This is a genomic window from Catenulispora acidiphila DSM 44928 (assembly GCF_000024025.1).
In the GTDB taxonomy this organism is placed as follows: domain Bacteria; phylum Actinomycetota; class Actinomycetes; order Streptomycetales; family Catenulisporaceae; genus Catenulispora; species Catenulispora acidiphila.
In genome coordinates this window covers 6810770-6825416 of record NC_013131.1, presented here as the reverse complement: position 1 = coordinate 6825416, position 14647 = coordinate 6810770, and the positions used below count along the sequence as shown (strand labels likewise).

12 protein-coding genes are annotated in these 14647 nt (G+C 69.8%); 8 read left to right on the top strand and 4 right to left on the bottom strand.

The features are described 5' to 3' along the window. The first annotated feature begins 21 nt into the window (after positions 1-21). On the top strand, positions 22-753 hold the full coding sequence (locus tag CACI_RS29295) for a GntR family transcriptional regulator (RefSeq protein ID WP_015794501.1): 732 nt from the start codon (positions 22-24) through the stop codon (positions 751-753). 778 nt (positions 754-1531) lie between these two features. Here the strand turns inward: CACI_RS29295 and CACI_RS29290 are convergent. The 3 genes from CACI_RS29290 to CACI_RS46185 all read right to left on the bottom strand — a co-directional run bounded on the left by CACI_RS29290 (position 1532) and on the right by CACI_RS46185 (position 7114). After that, entirely contained in the window at positions 1532-2971 is a 1440-nt protein-coding gene (locus CACI_RS29290; RefSeq protein ID WP_015794500.1) for an aminopeptidase P family protein, read from the bottom strand. Positions 2972-3513: 542 nt separating this feature from the next. Next, positions 3514-4806, bottom strand: a complete 1293-nt coding sequence (gene aspS / locus CACI_RS29285) for an aspartate--tRNA(Asn) ligase (RefSeq protein WP_015794499.1) — start codon at positions 4804-4806, stop codon at positions 3514-3516. A 304-nt stretch (positions 4807-5110) separates the two neighbouring features. Continuing rightward, on the bottom strand, positions 5111-7114 hold the full coding sequence (locus tag CACI_RS46185) for an ArnT family glycosyltransferase (protein WP_083795857.1): 2004 nt from the start codon (positions 7112-7114) through the stop codon (positions 5111-5113). A 168-nt stretch (positions 7115-7282) separates the two neighbouring features. Here CACI_RS46185 and CACI_RS29275 point away from each other — a divergent pair, with 168 nt between their 5' ends. The 6 genes from CACI_RS29275 to CACI_RS29250 all read left to right on the top strand — a co-directional run bounded on the left by CACI_RS29275 (position 7283) and on the right by CACI_RS29250 (position 12602). Further along, a complete protein-coding gene (locus CACI_RS29275; protein ID WP_015794497.1) occupies positions 7283-8047 on the top strand; it encodes a DeoR/GlpR family DNA-binding transcription regulator in 765 nt (254 codons plus the stop codon). 154 nt (positions 8048-8201) lie between these two features. After that, positions 8202-9122, top strand: coding sequence for an SIS domain-containing protein (locus tag CACI_RS29270; protein WP_015794496.1), 921 nt, complete (start codon positions 8202-8204; stop codon positions 9120-9122). Position 9123: 1 nt separating this feature from the next. Continuing rightward, positions 9124-10092, top strand: coding sequence for an ROK family protein (locus tag CACI_RS29265; RefSeq protein WP_015794495.1), 969 nt, complete (start codon positions 9124-9126; stop codon positions 10090-10092). Beyond that, positions 10089-11015, top strand: coding sequence for a 1-phosphofructokinase family hexose kinase (locus CACI_RS29260; protein ID WP_015794494.1), 927 nt, complete (start codon positions 10089-10091; stop codon positions 11013-11015). The genes CACI_RS29265 and CACI_RS29260 overlap by 4 nt, the downstream gene beginning before the upstream one ends. A gap of 17 nt (positions 11016-11032) precedes the next feature. Further along, a complete protein-coding gene (locus CACI_RS29255; RefSeq protein ID WP_015794493.1) occupies positions 11033-11911 on the top strand; it encodes a class II fructose-bisphosphate aldolase in 879 nt (292 codons plus the stop codon). Positions 11912-12008: 97 nt separating this feature from the next. Next, the gene (locus CACI_RS29250; RefSeq protein WP_143765432.1) at positions 12009-12602 is read left to right on the top strand and encodes a hypothetical protein; all 594 of its coding nucleotides are present in this window, start codon (positions 12009-12011) and stop codon (positions 12600-12602) included. Here the strand turns inward: CACI_RS29250 and CACI_RS53680 are convergent. After that, a complete protein-coding gene (locus tag CACI_RS53680) occupies positions 12599-13117 on the bottom strand; it encodes a MarR family winged helix-turn-helix transcriptional regulator (RefSeq protein WP_015794491.1) in 519 nt (172 codons plus the stop codon). The two genes, CACI_RS29250 and CACI_RS53680, sit on opposite strands and share 4 nt — an antisense overlap. 35 nt (positions 13118-13152) lie before the next feature. On the opposite strand from CACI_RS53680, the gene CACI_RS29240 reads away from it, so the two are divergent. After that, positions 13153-14619 (top strand): MFS transporter, encoded by a 1467-nt coding sequence (locus tag CACI_RS29240; protein ID WP_223297277.1) that lies wholly within the window; start codon positions 13153-13155, stop codon positions 14617-14619. Positions 14620-14647 lie beyond the last annotated feature (28 nt).

Below are 14647 nucleotides of genomic sequence, written 5' to 3'. Positions count from 1 at the left end.
TCAGCGGATAGGGTTCCGACCATGCCAGACAGGACTACCAGCGGCGCCGCCGTCTTCGCGGGCACGGCTCCGGGGCCCGACCCGGAGCGCGGCCCGGCGCTGAACCTGCCCCGCGTGCTCGGCCACCACTCGCTGCGCGAGCAGGTCTCGCACGCGCTGCGCGCGGCCCTGATCGCCGGCGAGCTGCGGCCCGGGGTGGTGTACTCCGCGCCGGTCCTGGCCGCCGGCTTCGGGGTGTCGGCGACGCCGGTACGCGAGGCGATGCTCGACCTGGCGAAGGAAGGGCTGGTCGAGGTCGTGCGGAACAAGGGGTTCCGGGTGACCGAGCTGTCCGAGGCGGACCTGGACCAGTTCACCGAGATCAGGGCCCTGATCGAGGTGCCGGTGGTGACCGGCCTGGCCCGCGGCGCCGCCCTGGGCGACCTGCAGGCGCTGCGTCCGGCCGCGGAGGCCATCGTCACCGCCGCCAAGGCGCGCGACCTGATCGGCTATGTCGAGGCCGACCAAGCCTTCCACCTGGCGCTGCTCGGCCTGTCGGGCAACCCGCACCTGGTGGAGGTGGTCAGCGACCTGCGCAACCGCTCGCGGCTGTACGGCCTGCCCTCGCTCGCCGACGCCGGAGCGCTCGCCAGCTCCGCCGAGGAGCATGTGCAGCTCGTGGACGCGCTGGTCGCCCGCGATGCCGACAGGGTCGAGGCGCTGATGAAGACGCACCTGACGCATGTGCGGTCGATCTGGGCGGGGCGCGAGTAGCTGGTTGGGCGGGGCGCAGCTGTTTAGGCTGGGAAGTAGCTGGTCGGGCGCTAGTCGTTGTTCAGGCCGGAGGTAGCTGGTCGGGCTGGTTGATTCGGTCAATGGACTGAAAAACAGCAGGTAGTGAAAAAGGGCAGGCTTGGACGCCGGGCCCTGGTGTCTGGGGGTGACGCCGGGGCCCGGCTGTTGGGTTGTTGTGCGTGCCCGCCCCTTGCGGGGCCTGCTCGGTGTGAGGCGATCCCCCACTTTTGCCTCCGACTTGGCCGAAGTCGGGGGCTTTTATCGCCTCGCTTCGAGCAGTCGACGACGCGAGGTCATCGAGGGCGTGGCGGCTGCCGTGGGCCGGGTGCGGTGAGCTCTGTCCGCGCCTGGTCGGTGGTGGCCGTCGGTCCTGGGGTCGCCGTTTGCTTGGCGGTGCGTGGCGGCCTTTGGATTACCTCAATAGTCCATGTTTGTTGCATATCGGACATCGGGTGATTGGCGTAGATCGTGCTGCGTAAATTGGATGCCGCCGAATGGGCGAGCTGGGGCATCCGTGCTGTGGCGGGCGTGCTTTGGCGTTCGGGCCTCGGCTGGCGCGGTCGACCTGGTGACCTGGTGGCCTGGTGAGCAGATGCGGGCAGGCGAGCAGAGGTGAGCGGGCGACCTGGTGAGCAGAGGTGAGTTGGCGAGTTGGCGAACCAAGGTGAGCGGGCGACCCGGCGAAGGAGAGGCGCGCAGGCGAGTAGGCGACCCGGGGGACCAGGGCGCGAAGCCCGCCTGCTCTGCCATGCAGCGCTTAGGCCGCCTGGTGCGCCATCCAGGCCTCGATCTCGTCTGCCTCGCGCGGGAGGGCTGCTGACATCAGGATTGCGCCTTCGTCGGTGATCAGGAGGTCGTCTTCGATGCGGATGCCGATGCCGCGTAGTTCTTGGGGGAGGGTCAGGTCGTCGGGTTGGAGGTAGAGGCCTGGTTCGACGGTGAGGACGTTGCCTGCTGTGAGGGTGCCGTCTACGTACTCTTCGGCGCGGGCTTTGGCGCAGTCGTGGACGTCGATGCCGAGCATGTGGCCGCTGCCGCAGAGGGTGTAGCGGCGGTAGAGGCCGACGTTGGGGTCCATGGCTTCCTGCAGGGAGACCTTGAGGATGCCCATGTCGATGAGGCCGGTGGCGATGGTGCGCATTGCGGCCCAGTGGAAGTCGCGGAAGTTGGCGCCGGCGTGGAGGGTGGCGATGCCGGCGTTCTGGGCGGAGAGGACGAGGTTGTAGAGGTCGCGTTGGAGGGGGGTGAAGGTGCCGGAGATTGGGAGGGTGCGGGTGATGTCGGCGGTGTAGAGGCTGTCTACTTCGACGCCTGCGTCGAGGAGGAGTAGCTCGCCGGGGTTGAGGGTGCCGTTGTTCGCTGTCCAGTGCAGGACGCAGGCGTGGGCGCCGCCGCCGACGATGGTGTTGTAGCCCACGTCGTTGCCTTCGATGCGGGCGCGGGTGTTGAAGGCGCCTTCGACCCAGCGTTCGCCGCGCGGTTTGCCGATGACCGTGGGCAGGATGCGGGCGACGTCCTGGAAGCCGAGGGTGGTGGCGTCGACGGCGGCTTGGAGCTGCTCGACTTCCCATGCGTCCTTCACTAGGCGGAGCTCGGACAGGAAGGCGGTGAACTCTGCGTCGGCTTCCGGGCGTGCGGTGACCAGGGAGTCCACGCGGGGGTCCGAGCCGCGCAGTACGCGGGTGGGGACTGCGGCGCCGGAGAGCTTGTCCGCCAGGCGGTTCAGGTTCTCGGTGGCGATGGCGTAGAGCTCCGAGCTTTCGCTGAGGGAGGGACGGCGGCCTTCCCACATCTCGCCGAGGCGGCGGTCGCGGAATGCCTCGCCGTTGTCGCGGGAGGAGCGGTCGTGGGCGAAGAGGATCGCGTCGTGGCCGGTGCCGTTCGGCTCGAAGACCAGCACCGCCTCGAGGAGCTGGCCGCCGGTCAGGTGGGCGAAGGCGCTGTGGGGGCGGTAGTGCCAGTAGGTGTCGTTGCTGCGGAGCTTCTCCACGCCGGCGGGGACGATCAGGCGCTCGCCGGGGAAGCGTGCCGAGACTGCTGCGCGCCGGTGGCCGGTCCATGCTGAGACGGGGGTCGGGGCCAGGTCCGGTAGCGGGCTCGGTGCCCACTGCGTGGCCATGAACGCCGCTAGGGCGTCGGTGACCGGGAGGTCGTGGCTTCCGGTCGCGAACTTCGACAGGTTCGGGTCGCTGGACACTGCGGCTCCCTGGGGGTGCGAAGGGTCGGTACGTGCGGCGCGCGGGTGCGGTGCTGGGGTGGTGCTGGCGGGGCGGAGTGAGCGGTGTCCCGGCGGGCTGCGGTGTGCAATGTTACATTCCATGACCGCACCGCGGTATTCACCTCTGGCGCCGGAGAAGCGAGCAGGGCTCGGGGGCCGAACGGTGCCGGGAAGAGGGAAAGAGGCGAAGAAGCGAGTGCCTGGAGAGGCGAGCAGGGTCTGGGGGCCGAACGGCGCTGGGACGAGCGAAAGAGGCGAAGAGGCGAGCGGAGCCCGGAGAAGCGAGCAGGCCCGGGGGGCCGAACGGCGCCCGGAGGAGCGAAAGAGGCGAAGAGGCGAGCGGAGCCTGGAGAAGTGAGCAGGGCCCGGGGGGCCGAACGGCGCCCGGAGGAGCGAAATAGGTGAATGAAGAGGGCCGATCGCGTATGCCAGCAATCCGTTGGCCACGCCGAGTTCGGGCCGGGCCTCTCGCCGCCATGACGACGACGAGAGGCCCGTGCGCGCACCGAATCAGTGCACGATCATGGTGTCAGGCGGTGCAGGTCCCGAGGGAACAGGGCCGTCCGGCGCAGGTTGTCCGCTTCGGTCAGGCGCATGGTCCAGCGCTCCAGGCCGAGTGCGAAGCCGCCGTGTGGGGGCATGCCGTGCTTGAAGTTGGCGAGGTATCCCTCGTAGGCGTTGGTTGGTTCTCCGCGGGCGGTCAGGGCTGCGATGTAGTCCTCGTAGCGGTGGAGGCGTTGGCCGCCGGTGATTAGTTCTAGGCCGCGGAAGATTAGGTCGAAGCTGTTGGAGTAGTTTGGGCGGTCGGGTTGTGCGTGGGTGTAGAAGGGACGCTTGGTCATTGGGTAGCCGGTGACGAAGAGGAACTCGCTGCCGAATTCGCGTAGTGCCCAGTGGCTCAGGTCGCGTTCGTTGGCTGGGGATAGGTCCGGCTCGTCTTCGCCGAGCATCTTCATGGCGTCTGCGAAGTGGATCTCGGGGATCTGGTCTGGGACGGTCGGCAGCTTCACTCCGAGGAGGTCCACGGCTGCCGGTGCGCGTTCGGCGACTGTGGTGACCATGCCGGCCAGGGCCTCGCGGACCACGGCCATCACGTCGCGGTGGTCGGTGATGAAGCCGAGTTCCGCGTCCAGGCTTGTGTACTGCGCCAGGTGCCGTGCGGTGTCGGAGGGTTCGGCGCGGAAGACTGGGCCGGTCTCGTAGACGCGCTCGAAGACGCCGACCATGGCCTGCTTGAAGAACTGCGGGGATTGCGCCAGGTATGCCTTGCGTCCGAACCAGTCCAGGGCGAAGACGTTGGCGCCGGATTCGGTGGCCGAGCCGACGATCTTCGGGGTGTGGATCTCGGTGAAGTTTAGGGCGTCCAGTGCGGTGCGGAAGCCGGCGATGGAGGCGGCCGTGATCTGGAATGGGGCGTTCAGGAGTGGATGGCGCAGGGCCACCGGGGCGCCGTCCAGGATGGTCGGCAGCGAGGCGGTCACGCTTGGGCGGTAGATGTCCAGCGGCGGCGTTTCGGCCGGGGTGGACAGGAGCTCGACCTGCGGGCCGCTGGCCGGCGCGACGACCTCCACGCCGCCGGGCGCCTGCTCGTTGGCGGTTACGGTCCCGACGAAGGAGAGCACGGTCTCCTCCGGGATGTCGCGCAGTTGCTCGGCGACGGCGCCCGGCAGGACGGCCTGTGTCAGGCCGCTGCGGTCGCGCAGGATGAGGAACGTGACGTTCTTGAGTTCGCGGCGGCGGTGCAGCCAGCCGCAGACCTGGACGGTTTCACCTACGTGCGCCGGCATCTCGGAGGCGAGTACGCGGTGGATCATTTTGAGCCCTCCAAGGGCATCGAAGTGATCCCTTGGGGGCGCGGGCGATAAGGGAATCGCGGTACCACCGCACCTTCGCCGCGGCCTCCGCCACCGCCGGAGTCGGCGATCGCCTCAGCCACGACCTCGTGGCGGCCCGATGACGGGAGCCAGCCGGCGGGGCATTGCCTCCCCGCACTCAGGAGGGTCTTCGCCCCGGGACGCGGGACCGTCTTCCCAGCTGCCGACGGCTCTCTGGACCCGCGCGGATCCGAGGCTACTCGTCTCCTTCAACGTGTTGGAGGGATCTTATCCCCGGCCGCGATCACGAACAATCGAATACGCCGGTCGCCGCGCCGGTGCCAATACCAGTGCCGGTGCCGGTGCCAACGCCGCTGCCGGTGTCGGAGGACAGGCCCGGAACCGAGTGGCAATGGTTGGTCACCCAGGCGTCGCGGTCCTTCGCTGCGACGCTCCGGCCGCCCATGCGCATGCCGGACACCACGACGTAGCGCAGCTTGCCGGTGTGCACGAGCTGCGCGAGTCCCTGCACGGTCGGCGCCGGGGCGTCGCTGGTGAAGCCGCCCATCGGCAGGACCGGGACGTTGTCCGCGAGGTAGGTCGCCGCGGCCATCGAGCCGTCCACGGCAGCGGCGTACGGGCGGCCGTCGCGGTTATGCTTCAGGAAGCGGATCACTTGCGGGTCAGCGCCGCGTCCGAAGCTGTGCGATCTGCGCTTGATTTGCTTGGAGGCGGTCGCGCTGAACTTGCGTCCGCCGAACATCGCCTGCGGCGGACCCGCCGACGCCGCGATGCTGCCCATCATGTCGCTCTTGCGGGTAAGTACCGAGCCGGCCCACACCGCTGGCGCGGCAAGGGCTGCGGTCGCCACGGCCACCGCTGAGAACGCGCCGAGCGCACGGCTGCGCGAGATCCGCGCCCAGGGCACGAGCGCGATCGCCAGCACCGCGGCGCCGAGCACGAACCAGCGCAGCCACGGCTGGTAGTGCGGCGTCTCGCGGCTGGCGAGGAACGCCCAGCCCGCGGTGAGCGTGACCAGCGCGGGCAGGTGCCAGGTGCGGCCGCGCGCGGCGGCGACGAAGGCGGCACCGGCGAGGGCGGCGACGGGTGGGGCGAGGGTCGAGGTGTAGTAGGAGTGGATGCCGGTCGCGGCGCAGAAGGCCAAGGCGTAGATGCCGAGCCAGCCGCCCCAGAAGAGGTAGCCGGCGGTGGATGTGCGGAGGGCTGGGGCTGCGGCGGTCGTCTGCATCCGCGCCGAATCCGCACCCGCCGCGTGCTGCGATTGCTGGGATGCCCCAGCTGCGTGTCCCAGCGCCGGGTCGGCGGTGCTCGAGATACGTGTGGTGCGTGAACGCCAAGCAGCCCACAACCCCGCACCCAACCCCGCCACCGCCGCCGGCACCAGCCAGCTGATCTGCCCCGCCGAAGCCGCCCCGAAGATCCGCCCCAGCCCGGCGGGTCCGCCGGCGCCTGAGAGCACCGCGCCCCCGGCCAGCGGATCGGTTCCGGCGCCCTGGCCTCCGATGCGGCCGAAACCGTTGTACTGGAAGACCATCTCCCACACCGAGTTGTGGACCGAGCCGTCGATGTACGGACGCTGCGAAGCCGGGGTCAGCGTCACGAACACCATCCACGCCAGCGACACCGCCGCGACCAGCGCCCCGTACGCCGCCGCGCGCCCGAGCCGCGACCAGCGCGTGCCGGCGCCGAGCAGGAAACAAGTCCCGGCGAAGACCGGCACGACCAGCAGCGCCTGCCCCATCTTCACGTTGAAGGCCACGCCCAGCCACACCGCCGAGGCCGCCAGCCACCACCTCGCGCGCCGGCCGCCGTCGGCCCAGCGCCACAGCGCGTGCGCCGCGACCACCATGAAGAACACCATCAGCGCGTCGGGGATGTTCGTGCGCGAGAGTGCCACGGTCACCGGGGTCAGCGTGTAGCCGACGGCCGCGGCGTATCCCGCGCCCCGCCCGGCCCAGCGCCGCACCGTGACGAACAGCAGCGGCACGCACGCCGTGGCCGCCAGCACCTGCGGCAGCAGTACGGCCCAGGGGTGGAACCCGAACATCCGCACCGACAGTGCCTGCACCCAGAAGGCGCCGGGCAGCTTGTCGGTGGTGATGAAGCCCGCCGGGTCGAAGGCTCCGTAGACGAAGTCGTGCCAATTCGCCCCCATCGAGCGCACGGCCGCGGTGTAGAAGGGGTGCGTCCGCCCCCGCTGGAAGCCCCAGCCGAACATCACCGCTGCCAGTGCCGTCAGCCCGGCAACCAGGGCACGATCCGACGATCGTCTCGTAATCCACGCCATGTCCGGACAACGAGCATGATCAGGACGAGTCACTATGAAGTTACGAAACTGTCATCGAACGCAGAAAAACGGGACGAGTGATACGCGCGATACAGATGGTGATCATTCATGCTCGGATTCTGCGCGAACGAACATCACAGTGAGCGTATTGCGCGCTACTGTGTCCCCATGCGCCAAGAAGACCGCCTCGGAGCCATCCTCGCCCTGCTGGCCGACCACGGTTCGGTGGGTGTCGTGGAGACCGCCGACCGCCTGGGCACTTCCCAGGCCACGATCCGCCGCGACCTGCAAGCCCTGGAGGAACAAGGCCTGGTCAAGCGCACGCACGGCGGCGCGGTCCCGGCCGGCGTCCTGTATGAGCTGCCCATGCGCTACCGCGGCGCGCGCCAGCAGGAGGAGAAGAGCAGGATCGCCGAGCTGGCGGCCGGGCTCATCGACGAGAGCGCGGCGACCGTCGGGCTGTGCGGCGGCACGACCACCAGCGAGGTCGCGCGCTTCCTGGGCATGCGCGGCGGGTTGAAAATCGTCACCAACGCCCTGAACATCGCCGCCGAGCTGGCGCTGCGCCCCGCGATAGACCTGGTCGTCACCGGCGGTACGGTGCGCACCGAGTCCTACGAGCTCATCGGCCCGGTCGCCGAGCGTGCCCTGGAGGGGTTCAACCTGGACGCCTCCTTCCTCGGCGTCGGCGGCGTCAGCGCGGCAGCCGGCGTCACCACGCACCACGAGGTGGAGGCGCAGACCAACCGCGCGATGATCCTGCAGTCCGCGCGCGTGATCGTGGTCGCCGACGGCACCAAGGTCGGCCGCCGGGCCTTCGCCCGCATCGCCGAGGCCGCGCTGGTCTCCGATCTGGTCACCGACCCCAGCGCCGACCCCGATGAGCTGGACGCCTTGCGCGAACTCGGGGTGCGGATCCACCTCGCGGACTGACGAGGCGCCGCGGAATTATGCGGCAGATCGCGCGGCGCGGCGGCTGACCACGCGATATTTACTCATGCTTGATTCTGCTCGACTCCTCTGGCTATCGTTCAGATACAAGCATGAGCGCCTGCAGGCAGTGGCTTGCAGAATCTGAGGAGTGTCCATGTCCGGATCCGCATACGTCGACGCCGAGATAATCAGCCAGCCGGACACCTGGCGCCGGGCCGCCGCCATCGCCACCGGACCGACCGCCGAGGCACTGCCGGGCAAGGGCGATCGCGTCGCGGTCGTCGGCTGCGGCACCTCGCTCTACATGGCTCAGGCCTATGCGGTCCTGCGCGAGGAGGCGGGCCTGGGGGAGACCGACGCCTTCGCCGCCTCCGAGTTCCCCTTCGGCCGCGCCTATGACCGCGTCGTCGCGCTCAGCCGCTCCGGCACCACGACCGAGGTGCTCGAACTGCTCCAGCGGCTCAAGGGCGTCACCCCAACCGTCGCGGTGATCGCCGACCCGAAGACCCCGGTTCCGGCGCTGGCCGACGCGACGATCGTGCTGGACTTCGCCGATGAGAAGTCGGTCGTGCAGACGCGCTTCGCGACCACCGCGCTGACTCTGTTCCGTGCGCACGTCGCCGCGCAGTCCGGCACCGCCTTCGACCTGGAGAAGATCGTCGCCGACGCCGAGCGCTGCGTCACCGAGCCGCTGCCCGACGGCATCCTGGACAACACCCAGTTCGCCTTCCTCGGCCGCGGCTGGACCGTCGGACTGGCCAACGAGGCCGGGCTGAAGATGACCGAGGCCTCGCTGACCTGGACCCAGTCCTACCCGGCGATGGAGTACCGGCACGGCCCGATCAGCATCGCTTCGCCGGGGACCGTGACCTGGATGTTCGGCGAAGCACCGCAGGGTCTGGCCGAGCAGGTCCAGGCCACCGGCGGGCAGTGGCTGGCCGTCGCCGACGGCCGCGACCCGCTGGCCGAGCTGATCCGGGTGCAGCGCTTGGCCGTGGCGCTCGGCGGCCGCAAGGGCCTGCAGGTCGACAACCCGCGCAACCTGACCCGCTCCGTCATCTTGTCCGAGGTCTGAGATGTCTGCTCCCGAGCAGAGCGCCGAGGCAGCTGACACCGTTGACGACGCTGCCGGTCCGGCGTACACGCTCGCCCTGGACGTCGGCGGCACCGGTATCAAAGCAGGTCTGGTCACCCGCGACGGCACGCTGAGGTGCACCTGGCGCCGTGCCACGCGTATCGAGCGCGGCCCGGAGGCGGTCATCGCCACGATCGCGGACTTCGCCGCCGAGCTGGTCGAGGCGGCCGCCGCCGACGGCACTCCGGTCGCGGCAGCCGGCTTCGCCCTGCCCGGGATCATCAATGAACAGACCGGTGTCGGGGTGTTCTCCGCCACCGTCGGTTGGCGGGACGTGCCTTTCGGCGAGCTGCTCGGCGCGCGCCTGGCGGTACCGATCGCGATCGGCCACGACGTGCGCGCCGGGGGAGTGGCCGAGGCGCGTATCGGCGCCGGCCGCGGCTCGGCGCGCTTCGTCTTCCTGCCGCTGGGCACCAGCATCGGCGGCGCGATCATGATCGACGGCGTCGCGAACCTGGGCCCGCACGGGATGGGCGGGGAGTTCGGGCACATCGTCGTCCGCCCCGGCGGTTTGCCCTGCGGCTGCGGTCTGCACGGCTGCCTGGCGCAGTACTCCTCGGCTGGAGCCGTCGCGGCGCGCTACGCCGAGGCCGCCGGGACGCCGAACGTCGGCGCGCTGGACGTCGCGGCGCGGCTGGCGACCGGCGACCCGATCGCCCGGCGGATCTGGGATGAGGCGGTCGACGTCTTGTCCGACGCTCTGCTCACCACCGCTGCGCTGCTCGATCCCGATCGGGTGGTCGTCGGCGGGGGACTGGCTGAGGCAGGCGCGACGTTGATGACGCCGTTGGGCGAGGCGTTGGCGGCGAAGGCGACGTATCACGCGCTGCCGGAGTTGGTCACCGCCGAACTCGGCGATCTGGCGGGCTGCCTGGGCGCCGGACTGCTGGCGTGGGACCTGGTGTCGTGATCGTCACGCTCACGCTCAACCCGGCACTGGACATCACGTACAGCGTCGCGGAGTTGAAGGCGGGGACTACGCACCGACCGCGCGTGTACGCACAGGCCGGCGGCAAGGGCGTGAACGTCTCGCGCACGCTGCACGCCCTCGGACGCGAGACGGTCGCGGTCCTCCCGCTCGGCGGGTTCGACGGCGAGGCGGTGCGCGCGGAACTGGAAGCCTCGGGGGTGCCGCACCACGCGATACCCATTGCCGGAGCGACGCGGCGCACGGTCACGGTGGTCGAGGGGTCGGGGCTCGCGACGGGATTCAATGAATCAGGGCCCGAAGTCAGTGCCGACGAGTGGGCCGAGATATGCGCGGCGGTGGGCTCGTTGCTGGAGACGGCTGTGCTGGACGGTGCTCCGGTGCTGGTGTTGTCCGGCAAGCTTCCGCGCGGTGTGGCCGACGATGCTTATGCGGAGTTGATAGCGCTCGCCGACGGGTTCGGTGTGCCGACGATTCTGGACACTGAGGGTGCACCGTTGTTGGCCGCTCTTGCTGCGCATCCGGCGATTGTAAAGCCGAACGCGCACGAACTTCTCGATGCCACCGGGATGAGCGATTCCCGCGCTGCTGCTGCGGAACTGCTGGAGCGGGGCGCTCGGGCTGTGGTCTCGTCCAACGGTCCGGACGGCTTGACCGCCTTGACCTCTGAGGGCAGCTGGAGCGCGCGCCCGCCGCGTATAGAGGGCGGAAATCCCACTGGCGCTGGTGATGCCTCGGTCGCCGCGCTCGCTGTCGGGCTCGTCGATGGCAGTCCTTGGCTCGAACTGCTTGCCGATGCTGCCGCGCTGTCGGCCGCGACCGTGCTCACCGACCGCGCCGGGGTCTTCGACGCCGAGGCGTATGAGCGGTTCCGGTTTGCGATCAGTGCCCACCCCGAAGACTGAAGACGTAAGGATCCGCTATGCCTCTGAAGCCCACCGGCGAGCTCGTCACCGCCGCTCGCGCCGAGCGCCGTGCTCTTGCCGCTTTCAATGTCATCACGCTCGAGCACGCTGAGGCGATCGTCGCGGCGGCGGAAAGCGTGCAGTCGCCGGTGATTTTGCAGATATCCGAGAACGCGGTGAAGTTCCATCACGGCCGGCTGGCTCCGATCGCTCGCGCCACCGCTGCGGTTGCCGATGCCGCCGGGGTCGAGGTCGCGCTGCACTTGGACCACGTCGAGGATTCCGCGCTGCTGCGCCAGGCTGCCGACTACGGCTTCGGCTCTGCGATGTTCGACGGCTCGCACCTGGACTACGCCGAGAACCTCGCCGCCACTCGCGAAGCCGCCGATTGGGCTCACGGGCACGGCCTGTGGCTGGAGGCCGAACTCGGCAAGGTCGGCGGGAAGGACGGCGAGGCGCCGTTGTCTGCGCACGCTCCTGGCGCTCGCACGGATCCTGACGAGGCGCGCGAGTTCGTCGCCGCGACCGGCGTGGACGCGCTGGCCGTCGCGGTCGGGAGCTCGCATGCGATGACCGACCGTAGCGCCGTGCTCGACCATGAGCTGATAGCGCGGCTGCGTGACGCGGTCGGCGTTCCGCTGGTGCTGCATGGCTCCTCTGGCGTGCCGGATGCGGAGTTGGCGCGCGCGGTCGCCGGTGGACTGGTGAAGGTGAATATCGGGACCGCGTTGAACATCGCCTTCACCGGGGCGGTGCGCGGGTGGCTGGAGCAGGCGCCGGAGAACGCGGTGGACCCTCGCAAGTACTTGGCGCAGGCGCGCGAGGAGATGGCGAAGACCGCGGCGCACTTCATCAGTGCGTTGTCCGCGGACGGTCTGTCCCCGGACGCCGACTAGCAGCGACGCTGGCGCCCGAGGGGTCGGCTGGGCCAGCATAAGCGCCACACCCGTACGCGGCGATCCACAAGAACGGCGGATGATGGCGAACCCTGAGATGCCCGGCACGCAGAAGGAGGACGCGGCCTCAGCCACGGAAGCGACCCACCCCAGCCCGGCCGCCGAGCCGACCACCGCGACGCCGGAGGTTCCGCGCCCGCGGCGCGAGTCGGCGGAGGCGAAGCGTTCGGTGGTGGATGCCGGGGAGTCGGCTGCGGCGCAGTCGCCCGCAAACACTCGCCAGCCTGCCGAACCTCGCCGTCGCCCTGCCTCCGCCCCCGCCGCAGCCTACGAACCCGAGCCTGAGCGCATGCCGCTGCTGGCGCGCGTTCTGCTGGCGGACTTCGCGGTCGCGGTCGTGGCGCTGGTCGTGCTGTTCATCATTGAGGTGCAGCGGTTCGACGATGCCACCGTGCACTTGCGGCGGCAGGCGTGGATTGAGGACTTGGCGGTCCTTTTTCTCGTGTCGGTGCTGTTCGGTGTGGTCACGTTCTTGTTGTTCCGCGCCGGGCGTACACGCGTGGCGCTCGTGCAGGTGGTCGTGACCGCCCTGGTGCTCATCGCTGCCATCACCTCGGCCGCGACCGGTGATCCCAAGCCGACTTCCGCCGACATTCCGACCCCGACCGGTTCGTCGAGCAACCCCGGCTAAGCGCCCGGCACAATCCGCCGCAGTAGATCCCGCAGCGTTTCGCGCTCGCTGCCGCTCAGTCCGGCCAGGGGTTCGGCGGCGAAGGTCAGGCCGCTCCACACGGCGTCGAAGGAGGCGCGGCCGAGTTCGGTGGCTGTGATTCTCTTCACGCGGCGGTCCTCTGGGTCGGGCTCGCGGGTGACGAGGCCGCGGGCTTCCATGCGGTCCACCAGGCCGGTGATGTTCGAGGGTTCGCACTTGAGGTGTTCGGCCAGGAAGCGCATCGGTTTTGGGCCGGCCATGAGGTTGGCCAGCACGAATGCCTGCATCCGGGTCAGGTCGTGGCGGGCGGCGGCTTCGTCGTAGTTGTCGTAGAAGCTCTGGGAGGCGGCCCAGAAGAGCTCCAATACCTCCGCTGTCACGGGGTCGCGGCGGTTGTCCAGGGCGGCGGGGAGGTCGGCGCGGCTCACGGTGCCACGGTATGCGGGTGCCGTCTCGTGCTCAACATCCGGGTGTGCCGTGGTTAAATACTTCATGTCATCAACTATAAACCAGTGAAACCATGGAGCGTATGATGTCCGACCAGGCGCGGCGATCGCGGGGAGTACTGCCCGCGCTCGTGTTGTCCGTACTGGCTTTCTCCCTCGTCCAGACCTCCGTGGTCCCGATCCTGCCGACGCTGCAGAAGAACTTGCACGTCGCCGGCAGCGGCATCACCTGGCTGATGACCGCGAACCTGCTGTCGGCGGCGGTGCTCACGCCGCTGCTGGCGCGCATCGGCGACCTGCGCGGGCGCAAGCCGGTGCTGGTGGTGGCGATCGCCGGTGTGCTGGTTGGCGGCGTCCTCGGCGGGATCGGCGGCTCGTTCGGGCTGCTGCTGATAGCCCGGGTCGTGGCCGGGACCGGGGGTGCGATCCTGCCGCTGGCGGTGGCCGTAGTGCGCGATGAGCTGCCGCGCAAGAAGGTCACCGGCGGTGTGGCGATGGTCTCCGCGGCCCTCGGCGTCGGCTCGGGGCTGGGCCTGGTCGCCACCGGCGTGGTGATGGAGCACTTCAGCTACGAGTCGGTGTTCTGGATGGGCGCCGTGCTGGCCGCCGTCGCTCTCGCATTGGTGGTCTGGCTGGTCCCGCACGACCCGATCAAGGCCGAGGGCAAGGCCGACCCGCTGGGCGCGCTGCTGCTCGCCGGTTGGCTCTCGGCGCTGCTGATCGCGGTCAGCCAGGGCAACGACTGGGGCTGGGGCTCCGCCCGCACGCTCGGACTGTTCGTGACGGCCGTGGTGGTCCTGGTGCTGTGGGTCGTGGTGGAACGCCGCGTGGCCTCCCCGCTGGTGGACATCGCGATGCTCGCCAAGCCCGCGGTCGCGGTCACCAACACCGCCGGGGTCCTGGTCGGCTTCGCGATGTATGGCTCTTTCCTGTTGATGAGCGACTTCACGCAGACCCCGAAGGCGGTCGGCTACGGTTTCGGCGCCTCGGTTTTGGCCTCGGGCTGGATGCTGTTCCCCTCGGCGGTCGGCTCCTTCGCCGCAGCCCCGGTCGGCGCGGCCCTGATCAAGCGCGGCGGTCCGCGCCTGCCCCTGGTGCTCGGCGGCGCGTTCGCCGCGGCGGGCCTGGGCCTGCTGGTCTTCGCGCACAGCTCCAGCTGGCACGTCGTGGTCGCCTCCGGCGTCATGGGCGTCGGCGTGGGCATGGCGTACGCGGCGATGCCGGCGTACATCAACGCCTCGGTCCCGGTGCAGCAGTCGGGCATCGCCAACGGCATGAACGCGGTGCTGCGGACCGTCGGCGGCGCCGTCGGCACGGCGGTCATCGGCGCGGTGCTGACCGGCAACATGAAGCAGGTCGCCCCCGGCGTCCAGTTGCCGACCATCGACGCCTACTCGCACGCCTTCCTGATCGCCTCGGCGCTGGCACTGGTCGCCGCGGTGGTGCCGTTCCTGGTCAAGGCGCCGCAGATGACAGCGATGACGACGCCGGACACCATCGACGCCGGAGTCGACAGCGAGCCGAAGGCGATGGCTGCTGCGAACGTTTGATCCCGTTTGAGGGAACTGAGAAAGTGAC

What these genes read in the sequence shown, in the direction of transcription:
- CACI_RS29295 (WP_015794501.1), top strand. Translation starts at nt 22, where the DNA reads ATGCCAGACAGGACTACCAGCGGCGCCGCCGTCTTCGCGGGCACGGCT.
- aspS (WP_015794499.1), bottom strand. Translation starts at nt 4,806, where the DNA reads ATGATCCACCGCGTACTCGCCTCCGAGATGCCGGCGCACGTAGGTGAA.
- CACI_RS46185 (WP_083795857.1), bottom strand. Translation starts at nt 7,114, where the DNA reads ATGGCGTGGATTACGAGACGATCGTCGGATCGTGCCCTGGTTGCCGGG.
- CACI_RS29275 (WP_015794497.1), top strand. Translation starts at nt 7,283, where the DNA reads ATGCGCCAAGAAGACCGCCTCGGAGCCATCCTCGCCCTGCTGGCCGAC.
- CACI_RS29270 (WP_015794496.1), top strand. Translation starts at nt 8,202, where the DNA reads ATGTCCGGATCCGCATACGTCGACGCCGAGATAATCAGCCAGCCGGAC.
- CACI_RS29265 (WP_015794495.1), top strand. Translation starts at nt 9,124, where the DNA reads ATGTCTGCTCCCGAGCAGAGCGCCGAGGCAGCTGACACCGTTGACGAC.
- CACI_RS29255 (WP_015794493.1), top strand. Translation starts at nt 11,033, where the DNA reads ATGCCTCTGAAGCCCACCGGCGAGCTCGTCACCGCCGCTCGCGCCGAG.
- CACI_RS29250 (WP_143765432.1), top strand. Translation starts at nt 12,009, where the DNA reads ATGCCCGGCACGCAGAAGGAGGACGCGGCCTCAGCCACGGAAGCGACC.
- CACI_RS53680 (WP_015794491.1), bottom strand. Translation starts at nt 13,117, where the DNA reads ATGAAGTATTTAACCACGGCACACCCGGATGTTGAGCACGAGACGGCA.
- CACI_RS29240 (WP_223297277.1), top strand. Translation starts at nt 13,153, where the DNA reads ATGATGTCCGACCAGGCGCGGCGATCGCGGGGAGTACTGCCCGCGCTC.